Source organism: Paenibacillus sp. RS8 (assembly GCF_041956825.1).
Lineage (GTDB): Bacteria > Bacillota > Bacilli > Paenibacillales > Paenibacillaceae > Paenibacillus_AQ.
The window spans coordinates 4,226,054-4,246,810 of record NZ_CP168131.1; the positions used below are offsets into that span (position 1 = coordinate 4,226,054).

The following is a 20,757-nucleotide window of genomic DNA, read 5'->3' on the forward strand; positions in this document are numbered from 1 at the left end:
TGGTCTCATCTTTTAATTATTGAGTTTTTTATCAAATGTTTTCTTAGATGGACAATTATGCTATAGTACTCTATCTAGTCATTTACAGAAGTATTGATTTATCAGACGATGGACAAACTGACTTGTGGCAAAACTAGAAATACTGACATCAATAATAAGATAAGAAAGGCAGGAACTCCTTATGGATAGCAGCAGCTTGGTAACGACGACTCTTTCACTTGTTATAATAATAAACATATTGCTCTCTGCAGGTTTTTTATTTTTTGAGAGGAGAGATATTGGTTATACATGGGCATGGCTTATGCTTTTTTATTTCATTCCCATTTTGGGATTTATTATTTATCTCTTCCTTGGTCGAAACTTAGCAAAGAAAAATTTCTTTGGTCTATCTTCTGAAGAAAGGAAATATCTACAATCCGCTGTAGATCATCAATTAGCTACATTAAACGATCAGCGCGAGGATCATAACCCTTTGCTCACGAAATATGCTGATTTGATCCATATGAACCTTGTTTCATCGAATGCGCTAATGACAACTGATAACGAGATATCTATTTTCAACGATGGTAATCAAAAATTCGATGCTTTGTTTGATGATATTAGACATGCCAAGAAAGAAGTTAATATTCAATATTACATAATTCAGCCTGACGCCTTGGGAAAAAAATTAAGAGATGAATTAACCATAAAAGCCAAAGAAGGCGTAAAAGTGAGGGTTCTTTACGACGAAATCGGCTCCAAAAGGCTTTCTCTTAAGTTTTTTAAAGAACTACTCTCTGCTGGTGGAGAAGTAGAGGTGTTCTTTCCATCACTGCTTAGACCGATAAATTTCCGTATGAATAATCGAAATCATAGAAAATTATGTATTATCGATGGAGAAGTTGCTTATATTGGTGGATTTAATGTGGGAAATGAATACTTAGGTATAGATAAAAAGTTTGGGTATTGGCGGGATACACATTTTAGAATGAAGGGAGATTCCGTTAATCAGATTCAAGGAAGATTTATTCTGGATTGGAAACATGCCCGGAAAAATGAGCGCGTAAGCTTCGATCAATTTTCTTTTAATACGGAAGCACATGTCGGATCAAGTCCTGTTCAAATTGTGTCTAGTGGTCCTAACTCGCTAGTGGAGCATCTTAAAAATATGTACATTAAGCTCATCTTGAATGCCAAACGGAGTGTATATATTCAAACGCCATACTTTATTCCTGATAGCAGTTTTATGGATGCTTGTAAAATTGCACTTCTATCAGGTGTTGATGTCCGGATCATGATCCCTAATAAGCCTGATCATCCTTTTGTTTATTGGGCCACTTGGGCATATGCCGGGGAATTATTGAAATATGGAGCGAAGATTCTGTTATATGAAAATGGTTTTTTGCATGCTAAGACGATTGTAGTTGATGATGAAGTAGCGTCCGTAGGAACAATGAATATTGATTCCCGGAGCTTTAGACTCAATTTCGAAGTGAATGCAATTGTGTATGATGAGCAAGTTGCTAAACAACTTCAAAAATTGTTTGATGAAGATAGCCAGTTGAGTACAGAGCTTACCCCTGAACGCTATAAAGAAAGATCCTTAATAATCAAATTTAAAGAGGGCATTTCGCGTCTTTTTTCGTCCATCTTATGAACCCCGAAACTATATCCTCGGTACAAAAGGCGAGCTGTAGATTGTGAATTCACAGTTCGCCGCTGTCTATGGATTCTTCTGCGCTTCACACCATACCCTGTTTTGATTTCATGCACTTGAGATTGTATGTGCGACCGTATACCTTGGCATATCTGACAATTCGGTCAATCATACGGGTATCTTTTAGTTTAGTAAACGGGCACGGATCGGGAGCCGTATTCACTTCCAAGATCCATGGCTTAAGACGTTGATCTAAGGCAATATCCACACCGATTTCCTGAAGTGCGGGATAGACAGTGCTAAGCTGCCTTGCGGACTTCACTCCAATTTGCTTCAGGGATCGGATCAATATTTTACAATTTTCTGCGCTTGTGTAGCCTTTTAATAATTCCTCAATCGGATAAATTGTTCCTCCTTGACTCCCGTTTGTAACCACTTTGCGAGGATGCGCAACGCGTCCTGCAACCCCTGTTGCTTCCCACCCACCCTTAGAATTTCGCTGCACCATCACCCGAATATCGAAAGGGCGTCCATCGTAAACCAACAGCCTGATCCCCTTTTGTACTAAATAGGCCTTTCCTTGAGCCTCTCGTAAGATGGCCCGATAGGCCGTGTCGTAATCAGAAAATTTGTGTACGTGGGTACCGGATTGATAGCTGAATTGTGCGCGTGTGAGTTCAACCCGTATTACGCCCTGTCCTAAAGAGCCGCAGCAAGGCTTAATGTACACCATCTTATATTTTTGTAGCATTTCATAGAGCGTGTTCTTATCCATTTTTTTCGTAAGCGGGACATGTTTATTTAACTCTTGGTTTCTAACCAGCACCCTTGTCTTCGTCAGCTTATTGGATATACGGCTTATCTGCTTCATCATTGTGTCCCTCCGTCTCAATAGATCCATAGGCTATATTACGAGTATGCCTCCGCTTTTGATTGGGCGAACATCGAACAGTAGAACACACTGAAAGAAATCTACATATAATTATTGTAGGTATTCATCTATGGGCTGCAGCTTGCGGTCAACAGGAGGCGGCCATCATGCTGCTCGACAAAGAGAAATTAAAGGATAAACTGCTTGAAGTAATCGAGGTATTTCCTTGGTATAAGGAGCTGATCGGCGGCGAAAGAACGAATTATAGCTTAGAGAAGCTTCCGCTAATGACATCAACAACGCTAGATACCTATTATTATAATCAACCCATTGATCCTTCTTGGATCGTATACAGGACGTCGGGCACAAGCACAGGCCGTCGAAAAGCCATACTTTACTCTAAGGAAGACGATAAGCACTATATAAATATTAAAACGAAGCTGTTTGGTGATCTTATTGCGGGAAGCGGATGCGTTAGAGCTTTGGCGGATATGGGGACTGGGCATGCAGCGAATACTGCATTGTCCATTTTTGAGGAATTAGGATTGGAACCTCGTTCAATTCCCTTTGAATTGCCGATTGAAAAGCATATTGAACAGCTTGAAACCTTCAAGCCTGACCTACTGTACACAATGCCTTCCATTCTTGATCATATCGTACATGCTGCTGAGAATCCGCGCGCTTTCGGAATCCGCAAGATTATTCTAGTTGGGGAAATCGCTTCACTAGGGTGGCAACGGAATATAGCCGGACTGTTCGGTCTTGAACCACGCGACATTATAGATACGTATGGCTCCATTGAAATGGGTACGATCGCTTATTATTCCCATGATTTTGACAGGTACATTTTTGCCGATGGAATTTTTGCGGAAGGGATCGGGGCACAGGAGATAGGCGAAGAACTAAGTCCACTAAGTAATGACGAAAGTGTTCTTGTTCTAACCTCAACGGTTCGCAAAATGCTGCCAGCTATTCGTTTTGTTACTTACGACGTTATAAGGGACTTTAGATCTGTGATGATAGATGGTGTGGAGAAGCAGAGCTTTAGTTCTATCGTGAAACGAGTAGGCCGGGAACTGAAGCACGGAGAGAAAATCAGCCTGTACGATATCGAGCAGGTTGTTTACCGTCATATAGAAGATGCGATTATCCGGGTCAAAGTAAGGCAAAATGCACTGACCGTTTATCTCAAAAGTAAATCTGCGGATAACGCCATTGTCCCGAAAATCAAAGAGGAAATTAGAGAATGCATTCCGGAAATCGGCATGATGATTCGAAACCATCTGTTGGATGATATTGAGGTCATTATAGTAGGCAAAGACGAGCCGATGGACAGCGGAAAGGTTAAGAACAAAAAGCTATATTACCAGAAAGATAAAGATCGCATAGAGATGGACTTCACTGACGGTATTTTGTCGACTATCGGAAATACACCCTTAATCAAGCTGAAGAGCTTGTTCTATAAAAGTGAGTTTGACGTCTATGCAAAAATGGAGCTGATAAACCCGGGGGGGAGCGCCAAAGATCGTCCCGCCCTGCGGATGATCCATGAGGCATGGAAGGAAGGAACCATAGGTCCGGGAAGTATCATCATTGAATCGAGCTCTGGAAATATGGCAATCAGCTTGGCCATGATTTGCAAATATTTAGGAATGCGTTTTATCAGCGTTATTGATCCTAGAACCACAGAAACGAATCTGCAAATTCTGAAGGCGTTGGATGCCAAAATCGATTATGTCGCCAATCCCGATCCTGTAACAGGTGAGTTTCTTCCTGCTAGGCTGAACCGTGTACAGCAGTTATTGACGGAAATACCGGGCAGCTACTGGCCGAATCAGTATGCGAATGCAAATAATTATTTAGCCCATTACCATACGACAATGAAAGAAATCGTGACTGAACTTGAACGAGTGGATTATTTATTTTGCAGTGTTAGTACATGCGGCACCATTCGGGGCCTTGCGGAATACGTAAGAGATCACGGACTTCGGACTAAGATCGTGGCTGTGGATGCAGAGGGAAGCGCGATTTTTGGTGGAAATAAGAGTACACGACGCTTCCCGGGACTGGGTGCCGGCATCGTGCCACCCTTTTGCAGAACAGATCTAATCGATCGTATCGTACATGTCTCGGATTCCGATATCGTAAAAGGTTGCCGGATGTTGGCACAGGAAGAATCTATCCTGGCAGGCGCATCCTCCGGTGGAATCATTGCCGCCGTGAAGCAGATGGAGCCGGATTTGACCCCGGGAGCTGTCTGCGCTGTCATTCTGCATGATAAGGGAGAGCGCTACCTCGATACTGTATACTCAGACTCATGGATTCAGAGCCAGTTCGGCCGGGAGATTTGGACTGAAGTTAGCGATAACGCTGAGTTGTAACAACAAAGAATCTATTTCGCAAGGAGGCGACGGTATGCTGTACTTAAATGATCGAGATATACAATCAGTAGGTGTAGATTGGCCTGCTCTTGTGGAGTCGATAGAAACTGCTGTGGGTATCATCGATTCAGGCGATTATGTGCAGCCGGTAAAGCCGTACCTAAGGTATAAGAATCCACAAAACCGGATTATTGCAATGCCTGCTTACGTAGGGGGAGAGGTGAACACCGCAGGGATAAAGTGGATTTCTAGTTTCCCAGATAATATTCAGGCTGATCTTCCCCGCGCGCATAGCATCATTGTATTGAATGACCCAAGTACAGGTCAGCCTTCAGCCGTCTTGAACTCCCCGCTTCCCAGTATTATAAGGACTGCTTCCCTTAGCGGAGTAATGATCCGTTACTTTTTGCAGGCGCATTCTGTGGAACAGATTCATCTCGGGATTATCGGTTGGGGGCCAATAGGGCAGTATCATTGTCAAATGGTTACGGCTCTGTACGGAGATCGTATCGAGCGTATCCGAATTTTTGATATCAAGGGTGTTGATTTATCAGCGGTCACATCACTTTACAGAGATAGGATGGAAGTGGCAGAGACGTGGACAGACGTTTACCAGCATTCGAATATCTTTATTACTTGTACCGTATCAGAACATCGGTATATCAATCTTCCTCCTGAAAAAGGGAGTCTTCTGCTGAATGTTTCACTGCGTGATTATAAGCCGGAGGCGTTAGCTTTAGTAAAAGCCATAATCGTCGACGATTGGGATGAAGTGTGCCGCGAGAATACTGACATCGAACAGCTCCACCTGGAACAAGGACTGACCCGTGCCGACACCCGGATGATTACCGATGTCGTCTTGCGCCACAGCCTGGCTGAATTCGGCGAAGATGAACCGATTCTCTTCTGCCCAATGGGGATGGCCGTCTTCGATATCGCTACAGCGGTGTACTATGTGAATAAAGCGAGAGAAAACGGGATAGGAACTGAGCTAGAGTGAGAGCAATTCTGTCCATATGACAGCGATAACCCGCTTATTGAGCGGGTTTTTCATTATGTTATGCACTAGCATATGGGTTTCATATGGATATGTTTGCAACGTGGATCGCGGTTTATTGTGACTGGTTGATCAAAGGTGCTTTGTTTATTTGACGGTATATCAGTGGGAAATGGACAAAATTCCAAGCGATACAATAAAAACAGCCCCGATGAAGAATACATCGGAGCTGTCTTGTGACTGGTGCAACTGATTAAAGGGTATAACCGAAGCCTAGTATAGTAAAACACTTCTCCTGATCTTCGGGCACCATTCTGATTTCTATCTGATGCTCACCGCTAGCTTCGTTTTGATATAGAATTACCGGATTGCAATGTGTCCAGTTGTTCACGTGAGGATCAGCAGTAACGGCAAGGCTGCCGTCTACGAAAATATCCGCCTTGCCGAATTCGCTGCTGCCGGAATCCTTATATACGAGGATGAGATTTCTACTCGTTATTGTCAGCTTGAAGCTTTGTTCCCCTGATGCCCTTGAATGCATCCAATTATGAGGGAATTCCGGAGTGCCGTGAGAGTCGGTATCCATTTCTACCCGCTGCAAATCGGTATCGATCCCCGAAAATCCGCCTACTTCGATCTTACCTGCGTCAATATAGTTTGTTCGATCCAGCAGGAGGGTTCCGGCAAAATCATTCCCGATGACCGGGCGTTGATCCAATAAGATCTCATCTTCATTCATTAGTGATTTATGGGTTTCGGTGAATAAATAAGCGAGACAATCAGCCATTACCCGGTGCCCCTCATTTGTCGGATGATAGATATCATAGAAAAATTGCCGTTTAGAGATGATGTTGCCTTCAGCTTTACTCAGGCGGAACTGCTCGGATACGGCATCCTTTACACTAACCATAGGAAGATTATAATGTCGGCCAATGGGGGAGAGCCGATCCTGCAGGTTCCAGTCATTCATAAACACACTGAACAGAAGGATTACGGCTGGTTGATGATCGGCGGAAAGTATTTTTAAGCATAGGCTTTCAAAACAATTGCCCTTCGTTTCATCTCCTTCATCGTTTACGGCAAATTCCACGACCACGATATCCGGTGTTACGGAACCGTCTCTAAGAATATCTCTTTCATAACGGATGACGCCAAGCTCGGAGGGTGTTCCGCCGACCCCAGCCTTCACAAAATGGATGTTCTCGCCACCATTTGTGCCGAATAAGTCTTTAAATCTTAAATACGATTGATAGGCATAACATTCTGTGTGTATCGGCTTAGCACCGGCTCCTTGAGTAATGGAACCTCCAATATAAGCGATCGTGACTTCCTCGCCCTTTATAGCTTTATTTATGGCAGTTTTTAATCTTTTATTATTGCCAGCGTGCAGCAAGGATTGTGTAATAATCTTTTGGTACTCATTCGATTCAAAAGCAACTGGTGGTTCAAGGATTAGCTCTGGAACAGAATAACCGTCATGCAAATAAAAAATAACACTCGCAATCGCCAGTTCGCCTGCGTGATTAAATTCAAAAGCAAATTTTCCGAGCACATCATCTTCTTCAGAACCCGGACAATCTGCTAATCTCAAAATAATCTCTGAACCGTCGGCTGGGCAAGGTACACGTAAATAACTGCCGGTTTCATATTTACTAGTTTTGCCCCAGTGCTGCAATAAAAAAGTGACTGGATCTTCCTGCGCGTTAGTCCTTCTTACGGATACTCCGATACTGTGGACTAATTTGCGAAAGCCTGCACTGCTCCCCAGAAGCTCCAGAATTGCATCATCTGTGACGCCGCCTATAAATCTGGTCTTGTCGATCAGATAGCTGCCTTCCAGATAAACTTCTTGAGACGGTTTGCCTTCAACTCTTGCTGTTGCTTCAATTGCTGTTTCATACAGTACAAAAAAGCCGTTTCTACGATCAGCCGGGTCCTTTGGAGCCTTCGGACCTTCAATCTGTTCGCTTGCAATGAAATCGTTATTCTTTTCCATATGGATCATCCTCGCTTTGTAAGGTTCACTTATTATGGATGCGCTTGCAAATGAAATGATTGTGCTACAGGGAGATACCTGTTAACAGTAACACCAAATATCTAGATTGTTCAACCAATAAACAAAGTTTCGTTTAATAATTACAAAAACTTGCTAGTTTACACATGGAAGTTGAAATTGCTTACTTATATAATGTGCCTAGTCATACGAAAATAGGATGCTTAAGGGGAGAATAATCATGCCTACGCAGGAATTAAACCTTGTGAAGCAGGGCAAAGCTGCTAAGATTTACTTGGATCCCAAAGGGAAGGATTATGCCGGTTTGCGCCGCGTGGCTCAGTCTTTTGCAGCAGATGTTAAACAGGTAACGGAGGTAGAACCTGAGATATATACACAATTGCAGGAATTGGATGGAACCGTTATAATCGCTGGATCGATCGGCAGTAATGAGCTTATTGATCGTTTAATTGCGGAGGGAACAGTGGACGTGTCCGCCATTCAAGGGAAAAGGGAATGTTATAAAATTCAGGTAGTTGAAGAACCGACAGCAGGAGTGGACAAGGCGCTCGTCATTGTGGGGAGCGATAAACGCGGGACGATGTACGGGATCTATTCCATCTCTGAAAAAATTGGCGTTAGTCCGTGGGAATATTGGGCAGATGTTGTACCAGAGAAGAAAGCAACTTTGATCCTGTATGATAACCAGCTACATATGATCTCCAAAGAGCCTTCGGTTAAATACAGAGGGATTTTTTTGAATGACGATTGGCCGTCCTTGGGCTCTTGGGTAACTCAAAGATTTGGTGATTTTAATGAAGATTTCTATGACAAGGTGTTTGAACTCATTCTTCGATTAAAGGGGAATTATTTATGGCCAGCGATGTGGAGTGCCGAATTCAGCCTTAACGGTAAAAGCAATCCAATCGCCAACGCCCAGCATGCACAGGAATACGGCATTATAATGGGAACCTCCCATCATGAACCTTTATTTAGGGCAGGCAGTGAATGGCAGAAGGTATACAACCAATATGGAACAAGTAACCTATGGGATTTTGCCCGAAACAAACAGGCTATTACGGATTTCTGGGAAGATGGAATCAAACGGAATCAGGATTTTGACAATTTAATCACATTAGGGATGCGGGGAGAAAGTGATTCTGCGCTGGAGGGCTCCGACCAGGAGAATATTGACTTGCTGAAGGACATTATCCTTACGCAAAAAGAATTATTAAAGAAATATAATCTTGAGCACTCGCCCCAAATTCTAGCCGTATACAAGGAAGTGGAGAAGTATTGGTATGGCACTGCTGAGGTTGAAGGCTTGAAGGACTGGGGAGTCCTGAATGATGTTACGATCCTGCTGGCAGATGATAACTTTGGCAATCTCCGCAAAATCCCAACGGAACACGAACGCGATCGGAGTGCAGGGTGGGGGATGTATTATCATTTTGACTATCATGGTGGTCCGCATTCCTATGAATGGTTAAATACGATTCCGCTGGAGAAGGTATGGGAGCAAATGTGTATGGCATTCGACTATGGCATCCGTGATGTATGGATTGTGAACGTCGGGGATTTGAAGCCTATGGAATTGCCCATTTCCTACTTTATGGATTTGGCCTATGACTTTGAAGGTTGGGGTACCGGAGCGATTAATCGGACTGAGGAATATACCAAACGATGGGTAGAGCAGCAGTTCGGATATGCACTGGAACAAGAGACATGCCTGGGCATTGCGCAATTGCTGAGTGATTATACCCGAATGAACGGCCGCCGCAAGCCGGAGATTATTTATCCGTCAACCTTCAGTCCAATCCATTATAATGAGGCACAGAGAGTTCTGGAACAGGCGATTAGGATGGAGAATGCCGCTGACCAATACCTTGCTCTTATTCCTGAATCATTAAAAGATGCGTACTACCAGCTTGTATATTTCCCTGCTGCTGCCTCAGCCAATGTGCTCAAAATGCAAATATATGCTGGGCTTAACGAGCTGTATGCTGGACGAGGCAGTGTATTGGCAAACACTTACGCTACTCTGACTCATGAAGCTATCAATAGGGATAAACATCTGGAACAGGTTTATAATAACGAAATTTCAGAAGGAAAATGGCAAGGAATGATGAGTTCCCCTCATGTCGGGTATATTCACTGGAATGCAGAAGGGTGGAAATATCCAGAGGTGAGCACGTTGATTCCCGCTAAAGGCTCAATATTGATTGTTGATGTTGAAGGTACGGAGCAAGCGTATGTTGCGGGTACGGCAAAGCTTCCGGTATTTACAAATCTGCAAAAAGAAAACTATTGCATTACTATCAGCAACGGTGGAGAAGCCGGCTTTGAATATCAGGCAAGAAGCAGTGTAGCTTGGGTCAAGCTTGAGAAAACATCGGGTTGGATCAAAGCTGGGGAGAGCTTACAGGTTTCTGTAGATTGGGAAAAGGTTCGCGAGACATCGAAGGGTGAAATTACGATCTCTGGTGCCGGGGGCACCGTTAAGGTGAATGTAGCTGTGGACTGGACTGACATTCAGAAAGTTCCAGCGATGACCTTTATCGAGGCGCATAATAGAGTGGCAATTGAAGCGGAGCATACCTCAAGTCGTGTTGCACAATCAGGGGTGGAATGGAAGACCATTGCTAACTATGGGCGTTCTTTATCCTCGGTAAAAATGTTTCCGGATGCTGTATCGTTTGAACAACCGGAGTGTGCACCTTATCTGGAATATCGGGTTTTAGTACAGCAGGCTGCAGATTACAGCTTAACGGCGTACATTGCCCCAACGAACAACCTGTCACAGTCCAGTGGATTAAAATATGCGATAGGCTTCGATGCACAGACACCAGTGATTACGGATGCTCTACCTACGGATTTTGCGGGCGGCAATCATGATAATGAACCGTGGTGCCGCGCAGTTATGAATAATATCCATACCGTGACCACCATTCATGCTTTAACAAAGGGGATCCATACCCTCCGCTTTTACGGATTGGATGCGGGCCTGGTCCTGCAAAAGCTTGTGTTGTCCGCTGCGGAGCTGCCGTATTCCTATTTGGGCCCAGAGGAGAGCTTCTGTACTAGGGGGACGCACTAATTCATAGTTAGAGCTAATTAAAGGGTTGAATCCCTGAATGGTTCAGGATCCTCCGTTATTTCAAGGCAGATGACGGAGGATAACCCTTGATATTTTTGAAGACATTACTGAAGTAGGCGACATCTTGATAACCACAGTGTTCTGCTACTTCGGACACATTGAAGCCACCTGCGGACAGAATCATCTCGGCATTGTTCACCCGTACTTTATTTATGAATTCCTTATAGGTGGAACCGGTATTTTGCTTGAACAGCTTGCCAAGATATACTGGGTTTAAGGCAACCAAATCAGCTAGTTCCTTGATCGTAACTTCCTCCGAATAATGATCCATAATATAGGTCATTACTTTTTGGATTCTCAGATCGATCAGAGGTGTCTCTTGATGGTGGGTTATACTTAACAGACGATACAAGATCAGTTGAAAAATGGCTCTGGCCTTCATTTTATAAAAAGGCTGTTTGCCCATCCATACATGCGAGAAATCTTTGATGTCCGCTAGGATCTCTTTAGTTCTCAAGTTTTTGGTTACGGTCTCAAAAGGGAGCCGCACATGATTGTCCTCCCCCTCCCAGAAGAAATTAAACGCAAAAGAACGCATGGGTGCCTCCTTAAAGGTCTGCGCTTCCCGAATACTTCCGGAAGGTGCATAGAGCATATCACCAGCTTCAACCGTAAATTTCTCCCCATTAATAAAATAGTTCGATTTCCCTTCCACAATGAAGGTAAGGTCATGGAAATCAATTTTGCTCCTCGTTATCTCCCAATCCGGGAAGGATCTGCGGTCGACGAACAAAAAAACATTTGGAACTAGATTCTCATATTTGCCAATGTCCATTTCAGCCATTGCTCCTTCCATTTAACTAGAGCCGCACTAATACCGATTGGTATATTATACCGAAATGAAACCTATTACGAAAAGACTCTTTTAATCATCGGGATTGCCGTACGCCATGCATAATAAAATCCTTGAATTGTCGGTCCGTTGCCCGGTCTTCCTCCGTAACCACACCACCTCGCTGATGCGTAATAATAACAGCTTTTTGTAAATACATGAAATACAGGTGGGTGGATTTCTGCAGAATACCTAGCCACTTATTTTTTTCCTCGGGAGCCACTGCAGTTGTCTCAAGCAGTATAAGTCGTGAATACCAGCCTTCCATAGCCTTCTTAAAGTCAGGCAGCTCCGCAGGATTCTTAGAAAGGGTGCTGTAGTAAACTCCAAAAATGGCATCATAGTAAATCAGTGACTCCTGATGATCTCTCAGCGCCAAATATTTATCCAGAATGTTCTCAAGTGATTGTACCGGCTGTTCAAAATCAAAATCAAACAGCAGCTGTCCAAACATCCGCTCCAGGTTCTCAACATAAATTTGAGCAGCTAATTCTTCTTTGTCCTTATAATGATGATACAAAGTACGCCGGGAGACACCGGCTTGTTCCGCAATCTGAGCCATATCTGTGCGCTCAATACCTTGAGCACAGAACAAGCTCAGCGCTGCATCCTTAATGATCTCCCTCGTCATTTGCATCTGCTTTTCACGCAAATTCATTAATTTTCTCTCCTGCCTTGTGCGAGTATTTCGCTAATTCTGTGCTATTTCTGAGCTGGCTTCGAAGTCGTGAGGAACCTGCTGCCCACGGAATAGGGTTTCTGCTGGTTGACCGCATCACTGAGCCATTTTAGAAGCTTCACGCCATCCTGCTCAGCCTGAAAGAAGGTCTCTCTGGTGGCAAAAGTGTGCGGAGTTGTACCCGTCTTAGCGTTCAGCCCAAAGTCGGTCAGATAGTAATAATAATTAGGTAAAGTGGCAGCCAAAGAAGATACAGATTGGCGCATTTCCTGTGACCATTCATTAATAATGCGTTGATCTCTAGGCCCCGTGTAATCGTTGATGTTGTTCTGAAAGTGGATCAGAATCTCGTCAAATACCGAGTAGGATTGCAATATTACCGCATTCTCAGGCAGTAGATGACCGTTCGCTTTAAATGCTGCCCCGATGATATCCGCTTCGGGGGTATACCCAAAGTTCTTAACGAAGTCTGCCTGCCATTCCTTATTCACAACATTTGGCCACTTGTCTGATTTCAGGAAGGAACTGTCTGAATATTGGAAGAGCTCGGAGTCTTTGTAATGAGAGGCAATCTCCGGAGCCCAGAAGGCGGACCCGAATCCACCAGCGCTTTCGCCGGCAATCAGTAGTTTGTCGGGTTTATCTACGTTGGTATATATCCAATCAAGGCTGCTTCGCACATTATTGCTGCCGTTATAACGCATAGTAAAGGTGCTGCCGTCTTCTTTTTTATATTCAACTGTGCGGTTGCCGATATGGAAATCACCGGTCGAATAGGGAAGGTAGACCACATTCCAGCCATGAAAAGGATTGTCAGGGTTATCCGTATCCATCATGCCTTTCAGCAATGTCAGCATATAGAAGGGGATGTTCGGGAAATAGTTGCCCGTATCTCCACCTTTAATGAAGTTCATTAGCTTGATGGGGTGCGCGGCGCTTTGGGCATCCCAACTGGCCCCTCCCCCGGAAAAGAAGATGATCCAGTTATTAGTCTCCCCCTTTTTATTCCAGATAAAATACTCTGATCCATCACTTGAAATGACATTTCCGTCCAGCTTGACTTTATTCCACTGATAAGGCTTCACTTCCGTGATTACGGGGGTGGTGGTCACCGGTCTCTTGATCACAAAAGCGCTAATCGCAAGAATAGCAATCAAAGCAAGACTCAATAATCCAATGCCTGTGAATATCGTAATTTTCCCCATTCTTCTCATATACATCTCTCCCTTAATTGGAGTATACGCTACGTTAACTCATTGCGCAACGTGTATACTTAAAATGCGAAAGAAACAATCATACTCGAAAAACGGGGTGTCCTCGCAGCCTTTTATACATGGCTACAGGGACACCCCGATTTTGTATGTTACTTCATTTAATTAGGATCTACACTTCGATTTCAAATGTTCTAATTTCGTAAGGTTCAAGTACAAAGGTAATAACAGGTTCAGTATGAACCTCACCTTCAGGACGTTCCATTAGATTGCACTCTTGCCATGAAATAATGTTCAAGTCGCTCGTCATATCAATTTGCTGGCGGCTTCCGGAATAGTCGTGAACACGAACGATTAATTTGTGTCCATCCTCAGATTTCTTAAGGGCAGATACCATAACCGTATCCGTTGAAAGACGAATCATAGACTTAGCTTCCACTTCAGCTTGCCCCTTGGTGCTACGCAGTGGATTGTTGATGGACCAGGCTTGACGGACTGTGTCACCTTGTAGCCAATCACCAGTATGCGGCAGGATAGAATACATGAATGTGTGCTCGCCTTGATCCGCTTCAGGGTCAGGGTGCGTTGCCGATTTGATTAGGGATAAACGCATCACATTATCCTTGATGTCGTAGCCATATTTGCAGTCATTCAGCAAGCTAACGCCATAACCACGATCAGATAAATCTGCCCACTGGTGACCCACAGTCTCGAATCTAGCGTAATCCCAGCTAGTGTTCCAGTGTGTTGGACGCTTAACATTACCGAACTGGATATCATAAGTGGCTTCGGTAGCTCTTATCGCAACAGGGAAGGCTACTTTCATTAGCTGTTTTTTCTCATGCCAGTCTACGTTCGTCACGAAGTCGATACGACGATGCACAGCGTGTAAGATCATTTGCTGTTTAATCGTGGAATCCATATAGCTCCATGTGAATTGCACAATACAACGCAATGAACCATTTTCTATGACTTCAATGCTAGTGCAGTCGATCACTTCGCGCATTTTTTGCTGATAGTAGATGTCAATGTCCCAAGCTTCATGTGCTAATGGTTTATCCTCAAACACTTGGAACACGTTACCGTGACTTCCATTAGCTAATACTTGACGCTGTTCGTGTTTATCATAGATGGATGACAATTGACCTTGCTCGTTCCACGCTATTTCAAGGTGAGGCGTTGAAATTCCTGATTCATTCAGCTTGAATGGAGAGCTGGATGGCTCAGTAATTACATCTTCTACAAAGGAGATGGTGGTGTATCCGAGAGAAGGAATGTCGGACACTTCAATGATCCAACGGTCACCTTCACGCTGAGCTTTCAACGGTTTACCTTCTATGTTTATCCAATGTCCTGTTTCCATGCCAGGCTCTATAGTAATTTCTACGAGCTCAGTCAATTCCCAAGAAGCATTGTTCCAGATAGTATATTTACCGGCTTCACTTCCGTTCACTAGTGCCTTCGTAGATTGTTCCCATACAGATTGACCAATGGCTTCAGCTTGAGCATATTCAATCGTACTGTCTTCATACACTTCACGAATCGAAGAACCTGGAATAATATCATGGAATTGGTTCCGTAGAATAATTCTCCAGCCTTCATCTAGATCGGTCTGACGATAGTTCGACCAATCTTCAGACACTACACTTTGCAGTGCGTTTAGCCATTCCGCCTCGCGGTATAGCAGTTCAAGCTTGCGGTTCATCCGCTTATTGTAGGCTTGGCTAGTGTACGTGCCACGGTGATATTCTAAGTAAAGCTCGCCATCCCACACATGGACATAACGATCTGTATTTGCAACGGTGTCTTGCAGGTTACGGAAGTAATCTCCCGCTGTTCCTGTTTCAATCTTCGGAAGCCCTGGGAGGTCATTGAGTCTGCGGCGCATCTCTAGCATTTCACGGTTAACCCCGCCGCCGCCATCACCATATCCGTAAGAAAGTAACAGATTACGATTCACTTCTTTATCCCGGTACGTATCCCAAATGCCTTTTACAGTCTTAGGAATGATGCGGCCATTATAAGTATAGAACCAAGAATCTTCTTCAGACCAAGGCTCTGGCGTTGTAATGAAATGGGTTAATACTTCAGTGCCATCAATACCACGCCATTGGAAGGTATCATGTGGCATGCGGTTGTATTGATTCCAGCTAATTTTCGTGGTCATAAACGTATTGATTCCTGATTTTTTTAGAATTTGCGGCAAGGACCAGCTATAGCCAAATACGTCAGGCAGCCATAAATAATCACATTCAACACCAAATTCATTACGCAAGAAGCGAGTACCATATAGCAATTGACGGACAAGAGACTCACCTGAGGTCAAGTTACAATCTGCCTCGAGCCACATGCCACCGCCAGCTTCCCAGCGTCCTTCAGCAACACGTTCACGAATCTTCTCATAGATTTCTGGATAATCATTCTTGATGTATTCATAAAGCTGAGGTTGAGTCTGTAAAAAAGTATAGTCAGGGAACATTTCCATCAGACGGAGTACGGTCGAGAAGGAACGCGCACATTTCTCACGGGTATGCTTCAATTGCCATAACCAAGCTACATCAATATGGGTATGACCAATACAGGTAACAGTAACTGGCGAAGACTTTTCCATTTTATTAATTTCATCACGCAAATAATTACGAGCTTCCTCGATCGAAGCGTAGAAGACCTCTGAACCTGGACGAGACCAGTCAATCAGAAGAAACGAGCGGTCTACTGTACTTAGCAGCTGTGTATATTCTGGTGTTTTTGAATAGAGTACGTTCAGCGTCTCAACTACAGCAAGTGCTGTAAAATAGAAATCATCCGTTGCATCGTCCAGCCAACAAATTTCTGCCATACGAATGCCATGTGTTTGATCTTTTTTAGGACCGCCACCTTCTAGTCCCGACCATAAACGGAAGGTAAGTGGAAGCTGCGTACCTACCGTTTCATCCGGCAAGAACACTTCTGTATGATTGGAATCTACACCTTGATAGGGTTTACCATTGTAAAAGAATAAAGATTCAAAGCCGGAGTTGTTTCCGGCACCCGTCTCGCCAAAATCAAATCGACCCAGTACCCTGCGTCCTGCCCAAGAGGCGGGTACGTCTATCTGTGTCGTTAGCCATAAGTACAGATCGCGGCCTTTCCAGGTATCGCCAACCTGTAGCTTAGACCATTCTCCATCCACGGGTGGTTCAGCTGCAATTTCACCTTGTTCGTCAATCATAGAATTGAAAAAAGGAATGTGTATTCGATCCCGGTAACGATATTCGGAAATCTCGTTTAGTTGGGAATTGAGTTTACGTTTGGTTAGAAACATGAGTAATAGCCCTCCATTATCTTGATGGGGGACGAGGATTATAAGACTTATAGGGTGATTACAGGTTTGTTTGGGGGGTAGAAACCAACTATAGACGATTTTTAGCGAGATGTAAACTCATGATAAAGAAAAAGGTTGCAAGGAGGAAAGATTTACATCTAAAAATGAATGCGCTCCCATTGCACAAAAAGAAAGGTGGTGTTAAGCTTCTAATCCTAAAGGCTAGATTTTGAAGGAAGGTGAATTTGTTGAATATAAAGAAATTTTATCAAAATCATTTACGGAAAAAACTGTTTAATAAAATTTTAGCTATATATTCATCCATCATCATTATTACGCTTATTGCCTCTTCCATTACCGTTTATAAATACTATGAACAGACGATCACGCGTCAACATGTTGATGCTAATCGAGAGGTACTGGATTACGTGAGTTTATATATGAATCAGCAGTACGAAGGGATCCAATTGGCCATCCAGCAAATTTATAGTGATGCTTCTGTAAGTGAGGATTTGTCCTACTTTTTGCAACATGATTATGGAGATTATCTTAAATATCGTTTAGATCAGTTTGCTGAAATTGGGAGCTTTGTACCCCATACATTCGATACTTACTTCAAAACGTATTTGAATCAGAAAAGTGGTATCTCTGACGTTATCTTATACAGCACTGAGAAAGAATTTTATTATTTATATAAAAATAATACACGACAGCTCTACAAAAGAGATATAGATATTTCTGAGCAAAAATCACCCTTACCCAAGAATGGTTGGATTTCGCATGAAAAAAAATTATTACTTAAGGAAATAAGGGAAGACAATAACAATTTGTATACGATGACCAGGGAACTTAAAGATCCGATTTCGTTGAAAACGATAGGTATGCTCATAATTGATTTTGACGCTGAACTTATTTCAAAATGGCTGGGTACGAAAGGCACCGAGAGTAATGGCCAAGTGTTAGTTCTAACACCAAGCGGAGACGTCATATATGATTCCTTAGGCAGGTATATGGGACAGCAGTATCCACATATCGCTGGTCTTTATTCAGACGGCTGGACGGCACTGGATGGCATATCCAAGGTTAACTTAAATACAACGAATAGCTCAGGTCTTATCGTAGCAGGAATCATTCAGAAGTCGCAGGTCAATAAAGAAATGCTTGTTGTACGAAATTGGATTATCGGGATTACGGCCGCATTAATTGTTGCGGCAATGGCGATTACATACGGAATCATTTTACGTTTCTCTAAAAAAGTGAAGATCATTGTCAAATCTATGAAGCGCTTACAGGAAGGCGACTTAAGCACACGGATTCACCTTAATCGGGAGGATGAATTGCAGCTCATTGCAAACAATTTTAACTATATGTGTGAGCGATTAGAGTTATATATTAATAAAGTTTACATTTCAGAAATTACGCAAAAAAATGCAGAGCTTGTGGCTCTCCAGTCGCAGATTAATCCGCATTTTTTATATAACACGCTTGAAGCTATAAGGATGCGGGCCATCTCGCAAGGTGCGAAGGACGTAGGTCAGATGATTTACATTTTATCGACATTATTCCGAACGATGATTAAGAAGAATATGGTTGTTACCATCGCGGATGAAATTGAATACTGCAATCTGTACCTTGAGTTGTTTCAGATTAGACATCAAGATAAGCTTCAAATCGAGTCGCGGATAAGTCCAGTGGCCATGAATTGTTCTATCGTTAAATTGCTCATCCAGCCGGTCATAGAAAATTATATTGTTCACGGATTCAGGCCCGAGCGTTTCGATAACCTAATACGGATTGAAGTTACTGAAGCAGACGGGGAAATTCAAATCGCTATCAGAGATAACGGAAACGGGATTATTCCAAGCAAGCTTATGGAACTACAACAAACGCTTCAAGTCAGTATGCGAATGGATGCACCACCGTCCTCGCTCGGACTATGTAATGTGAATGAGCGGATTAAACTTTATTACGGGACTGAATATGGGTTAACGATTGCTAGTGAACTAGGTGAAGGAACAACAGTCATCATGAATATACCAGTGGTAAGGGAGAGTACTAAATAATGCACAACATACTTATTGTGGATGATGAACCTCTTATTCTTGAAGGATTACGTTCAGTGATCGAATGGGAAGATTATGGACTTAGAATCGCAGGTCAAGCGGGTAATGGGGAAGAAGCTTTAGAATTTCTGCATCGGCATAACGAAGCCATAGACATATTAATTACAGATATTACGATGCCAAAGCTTACGGGTCTTGAGTTGATTCAACAAATCAAGTGTTTTGATTCAAAAATGAGATTTATTATCCTAAGCGGCTATGAGCAATTTGAGTATTTAAAAGCCGGAATGAGTCTAGGCATTGAGAATTATATTCTTAAACCCATTAATATAAAAGAATTGGAATCGACCATCGAACAAATTGTTGAAGTCCTCAATCAAGAGGATGTTGAACAATTTCATGCGAAGGAGGATCAGCAAGTTTTACGTAACAATATTCTAAATCGCTGGGTCACTGGAAATATAGATCGACAGGAGCTTATGCATCGTTCAAAAGTGTTGAATATTTCGCTGGACTGCTCTTTTTTTACGGTGGCTGCGATTCGGCTTATTACGGAGCATGAAGGGGAGGAGGGTCAGCATCAACTGCACCCTAATCAACTTGTGGAAGAATGTTATCGTATCGCTGTGCAGTCCGTATCTAAGCGAGGAACGGTTATTGTATTTATAGATATGGAAGGTGATCTTGTTCTTATTGTTGCGGAGTCAGCTGAAGATGAGAACAAAGAAGAGATGTATTGTATGCTGGAACAGATTCAATCTGAGATTATGCATGAATTAGGAAAGTCTGTCTGGATCACGATAGGAAGTAAGGAATATACGTTTCAAGAAGTGCCACAAAGCTATAACAAAGCGAAGAGTTTATATGTGGATCATCTGATGCTGCCGAGCTACCCGATTATAGATGTGGATAAACTATCGAAGATGATGTTACACGAGGAAAAGCTTGAAATTGATTATGAAGCCTTTACGAAATTGTTGTTATCTGGTGAACGTGAGGCGGCCAATCAATTTATCGCGGAAACCTTCGAAAAGCTATTTGGTTGTGGCATGATCACCCGCATGGATAATTACAACGTGGCGATTGAATTAATGTTGATCGCTAAGAAAATGGAGAAGAACTCTAATTTTAGTGCTGTATTTAATCCTTTACTACGTATCCATACCATTGAGCAGCTGCTTCATCATGTGCAGGAAAGTGTGAATGAAACGCTGGATCAATTATCGTTAGTGAGTGATGAACTAAGCCCGAATATGAGATATATGGTGGATCAAGTAAGCAAACATTATAGAGAAGAGCTATCTCTGAAGACGCTCAGTCAGCGAATGAATATGCATCCTACTTACTTGGGACAGCTATTTCAGAAGGAGATGGGGCGAAGCTTCTCTGATTATGTAAATCAATTCCGAATTGAAAAAGCAAGACAACTGCTGCTTCAAACTACACTATTAACCAATGAGATTGCAGCTGAAGTAGGGTATTTAGATCCAGCATATTTTTATCGCCAATTCAAAAAATCAGTAGGCATATCTCCAACCGAGCTTCGAAAGATGTATATAAAAGAAAAGTCGTAGCATAAAGGAAATGTTCCCGGGTATCACGTTCAAGTGTTGGGTTCACGAACGTTGGTCAC

General features: G+C 43.0%; 12 protein-coding genes. 6 read left to right on the plus strand and 6 right to left on the minus strand.

Annotated elements, in window-relative coordinates; all coding sequences use genetic code 11:
• The first annotated feature begins 181 nt into the window (after nt 1-181).
• Entirely contained in the window at nt 182-1,636 is a 1,455-nt protein-coding gene (gene cls, locus ACDZ28_RS19990) for a cardiolipin synthase (protein ID WP_042126457.1), read from the plus strand.
• A gap of 85 nt (nt 1,637-1,721) precedes the next feature.
• Here the strand turns inward: cls and ACDZ28_RS19995 are convergent, their stop codons facing one another.
• Nucleotides 1,722-2,510 (minus strand): YheC/YheD family protein, encoded by a 789-nt coding sequence (locus ACDZ28_RS19995; protein WP_339290373.1) that lies wholly within the window; start codon nt 2,508-2,510, stop codon nt 1,722-1,724.
• Between the two features lie 59 nt (nt 2,511-2,569).
• Between ACDZ28_RS19995 and sbnA the strand changes: the two genes are divergently transcribed.
• Nucleotides 2,570-4,888, plus strand: coding sequence for a 2,3-diaminopropionate biosynthesis protein SbnA (gene sbnA / locus ACDZ28_RS20000; RefSeq protein ID WP_375102586.1), 2,319 nt, complete (start codon nt 2,570-2,572; stop codon nt 4,886-4,888).
• A gap of 34 nt (nt 4,889-4,922) precedes the next feature.
• Nucleotides 4,923-5,888, plus strand: a complete 966-nt coding sequence (locus tag ACDZ28_RS20005; protein ID WP_042126459.1) for an ornithine cyclodeaminase — start codon at nt 4,923-4,925, stop codon at nt 5,886-5,888.
• Between the two features lie 250 nt (nt 5,889-6,138).
• Here the strand turns inward: ACDZ28_RS20005 and ACDZ28_RS20010 are convergent, their stop codons facing one another.
• Nucleotides 6,139-7,881, minus strand: a complete 1,743-nt coding sequence (locus ACDZ28_RS20010) for an SGNH/GDSL hydrolase family protein (RefSeq protein WP_375102587.1) — start codon at nt 7,879-7,881, stop codon at nt 6,139-6,141.
• A 238-nt stretch (nt 7,882-8,119) separates the two neighbouring features.
• Here ACDZ28_RS20010 and ACDZ28_RS20015 point away from each other — a divergent pair, with 238 nt between their 5' ends.
• Nucleotides 8,120-10,975 (plus strand): glycosyl hydrolase 115 family protein, encoded by a 2,856-nt coding sequence (locus ACDZ28_RS20015; RefSeq protein ID WP_375102588.1) that lies wholly within the window; start codon nt 8,120-8,122, stop codon nt 10,973-10,975.
• A gap of 55 nt (nt 10,976-11,030) precedes the next feature.
• On the opposite strand, the gene ACDZ28_RS20020 is transcribed toward ACDZ28_RS20015, so the two are convergent.
• The 4 genes from ACDZ28_RS20020 to ACDZ28_RS20035 all read right to left on the minus strand — a co-directional run bounded on the left by ACDZ28_RS20020 (nt 11,031) and on the right by ACDZ28_RS20035 (nt 17,061).
• Entirely contained in the window at nt 11,031-11,810 is a 780-nt protein-coding gene (locus ACDZ28_RS20020) for an AraC family transcriptional regulator (protein ID WP_375102589.1), read from the minus strand.
• A gap of 94 nt (nt 11,811-11,904) precedes the next feature.
• Nucleotides 11,905-12,525, minus strand: coding sequence for a TetR/AcrR family transcriptional regulator (locus ACDZ28_RS20025; protein ID WP_375102590.1), 621 nt, complete (start codon nt 12,523-12,525; stop codon nt 11,905-11,907).
• 44 nt (nt 12,526-12,569) lie between these two features.
• Nucleotides 12,570-13,760, minus strand: coding sequence for a pectin acetylesterase-family hydrolase (locus tag ACDZ28_RS20030; protein WP_375102591.1), 1,191 nt, complete (start codon nt 13,758-13,760; stop codon nt 12,570-12,572).
• Between the two features lie 169 nt (nt 13,761-13,929).
• Complete coding sequence (locus ACDZ28_RS20035) at nt 13,930-17,061, minus strand: alpha-mannosidase (protein WP_375102592.1); 3,132 nt, start codon at nt 17,059-17,061, stop codon at nt 13,930-13,932.
• A 248-nt stretch (nt 17,062-17,309) separates the two neighbouring features.
• Between ACDZ28_RS20035 and ACDZ28_RS20040 the strand changes: the two genes are divergently transcribed.
• Nucleotides 17,310-19,124, plus strand: a complete 1,815-nt coding sequence (locus ACDZ28_RS20040) for a sensor histidine kinase (RefSeq protein ID WP_052414562.1) — start codon at nt 17,310-17,312, stop codon at nt 19,122-19,124.
• Nucleotides 19,124-20,698 (plus strand): response regulator transcription factor, encoded by a 1,575-nt coding sequence (locus tag ACDZ28_RS20045; RefSeq protein ID WP_042126474.1) that lies wholly within the window; start codon nt 19,124-19,126, stop codon nt 20,696-20,698. Before ACDZ28_RS20040 ends, ACDZ28_RS20045 begins: the two co-directional genes overlap by 1 nt.
• Nucleotides 20,699-20,757 lie beyond the last annotated feature (59 nt).

Coding starts and splice junctions, on each gene's coding strand:
- cls (WP_042126457.1), top strand. CDS start 182: ATGGATAGCAGCAGCTTGGTAACGACGACTCTTTCACTTGTTATAATA.
- ACDZ28_RS19995 (WP_339290373.1), bottom strand. CDS start 2,510: ATGATGAAGCAGATAAGCCGTATATCCAATAAGCTGACGAAGACAAGG.
- ACDZ28_RS20005 (WP_042126459.1), top strand. CDS start 4,923: ATGCTGTACTTAAATGATCGAGATATACAATCAGTAGGTGTAGATTGG.
- ACDZ28_RS20010 (WP_375102587.1), bottom strand. CDS start 7,881: ATGGAAAAGAATAACGATTTCATTGCAAGCGAACAGATTGAAGGTCCG.
- ACDZ28_RS20015 (WP_375102588.1), top strand. CDS start 8,120: ATGCCTACGCAGGAATTAAACCTTGTGAAGCAGGGCAAAGCTGCTAAG.
- ACDZ28_RS20020 (WP_375102589.1), bottom strand. CDS start 11,810: ATGGACATTGGCAAATATGAGAATCTAGTTCCAAATGTTTTTTTGTTC.
- ACDZ28_RS20025 (WP_375102590.1), bottom strand. CDS start 12,525: ATGAATTTGCGTGAAAAGCAGATGCAAATGACGAGGGAGATCATTAAG.
- ACDZ28_RS20030 (WP_375102591.1), bottom strand. CDS start 13,760: ATGAGAAGAATGGGGAAAATTACGATATTCACAGGCATTGGATTATTG.
- ACDZ28_RS20035 (WP_375102592.1), bottom strand. CDS start 17,061: ATGTTTCTAACCAAACGTAAACTCAATTCCCAACTAAACGAGATTTCC.
- ACDZ28_RS20045 (WP_042126474.1), top strand. CDS start 19,124: ATGCACAACATACTTATTGTGGATGATGAACCTCTTATTCTTGAAGGA.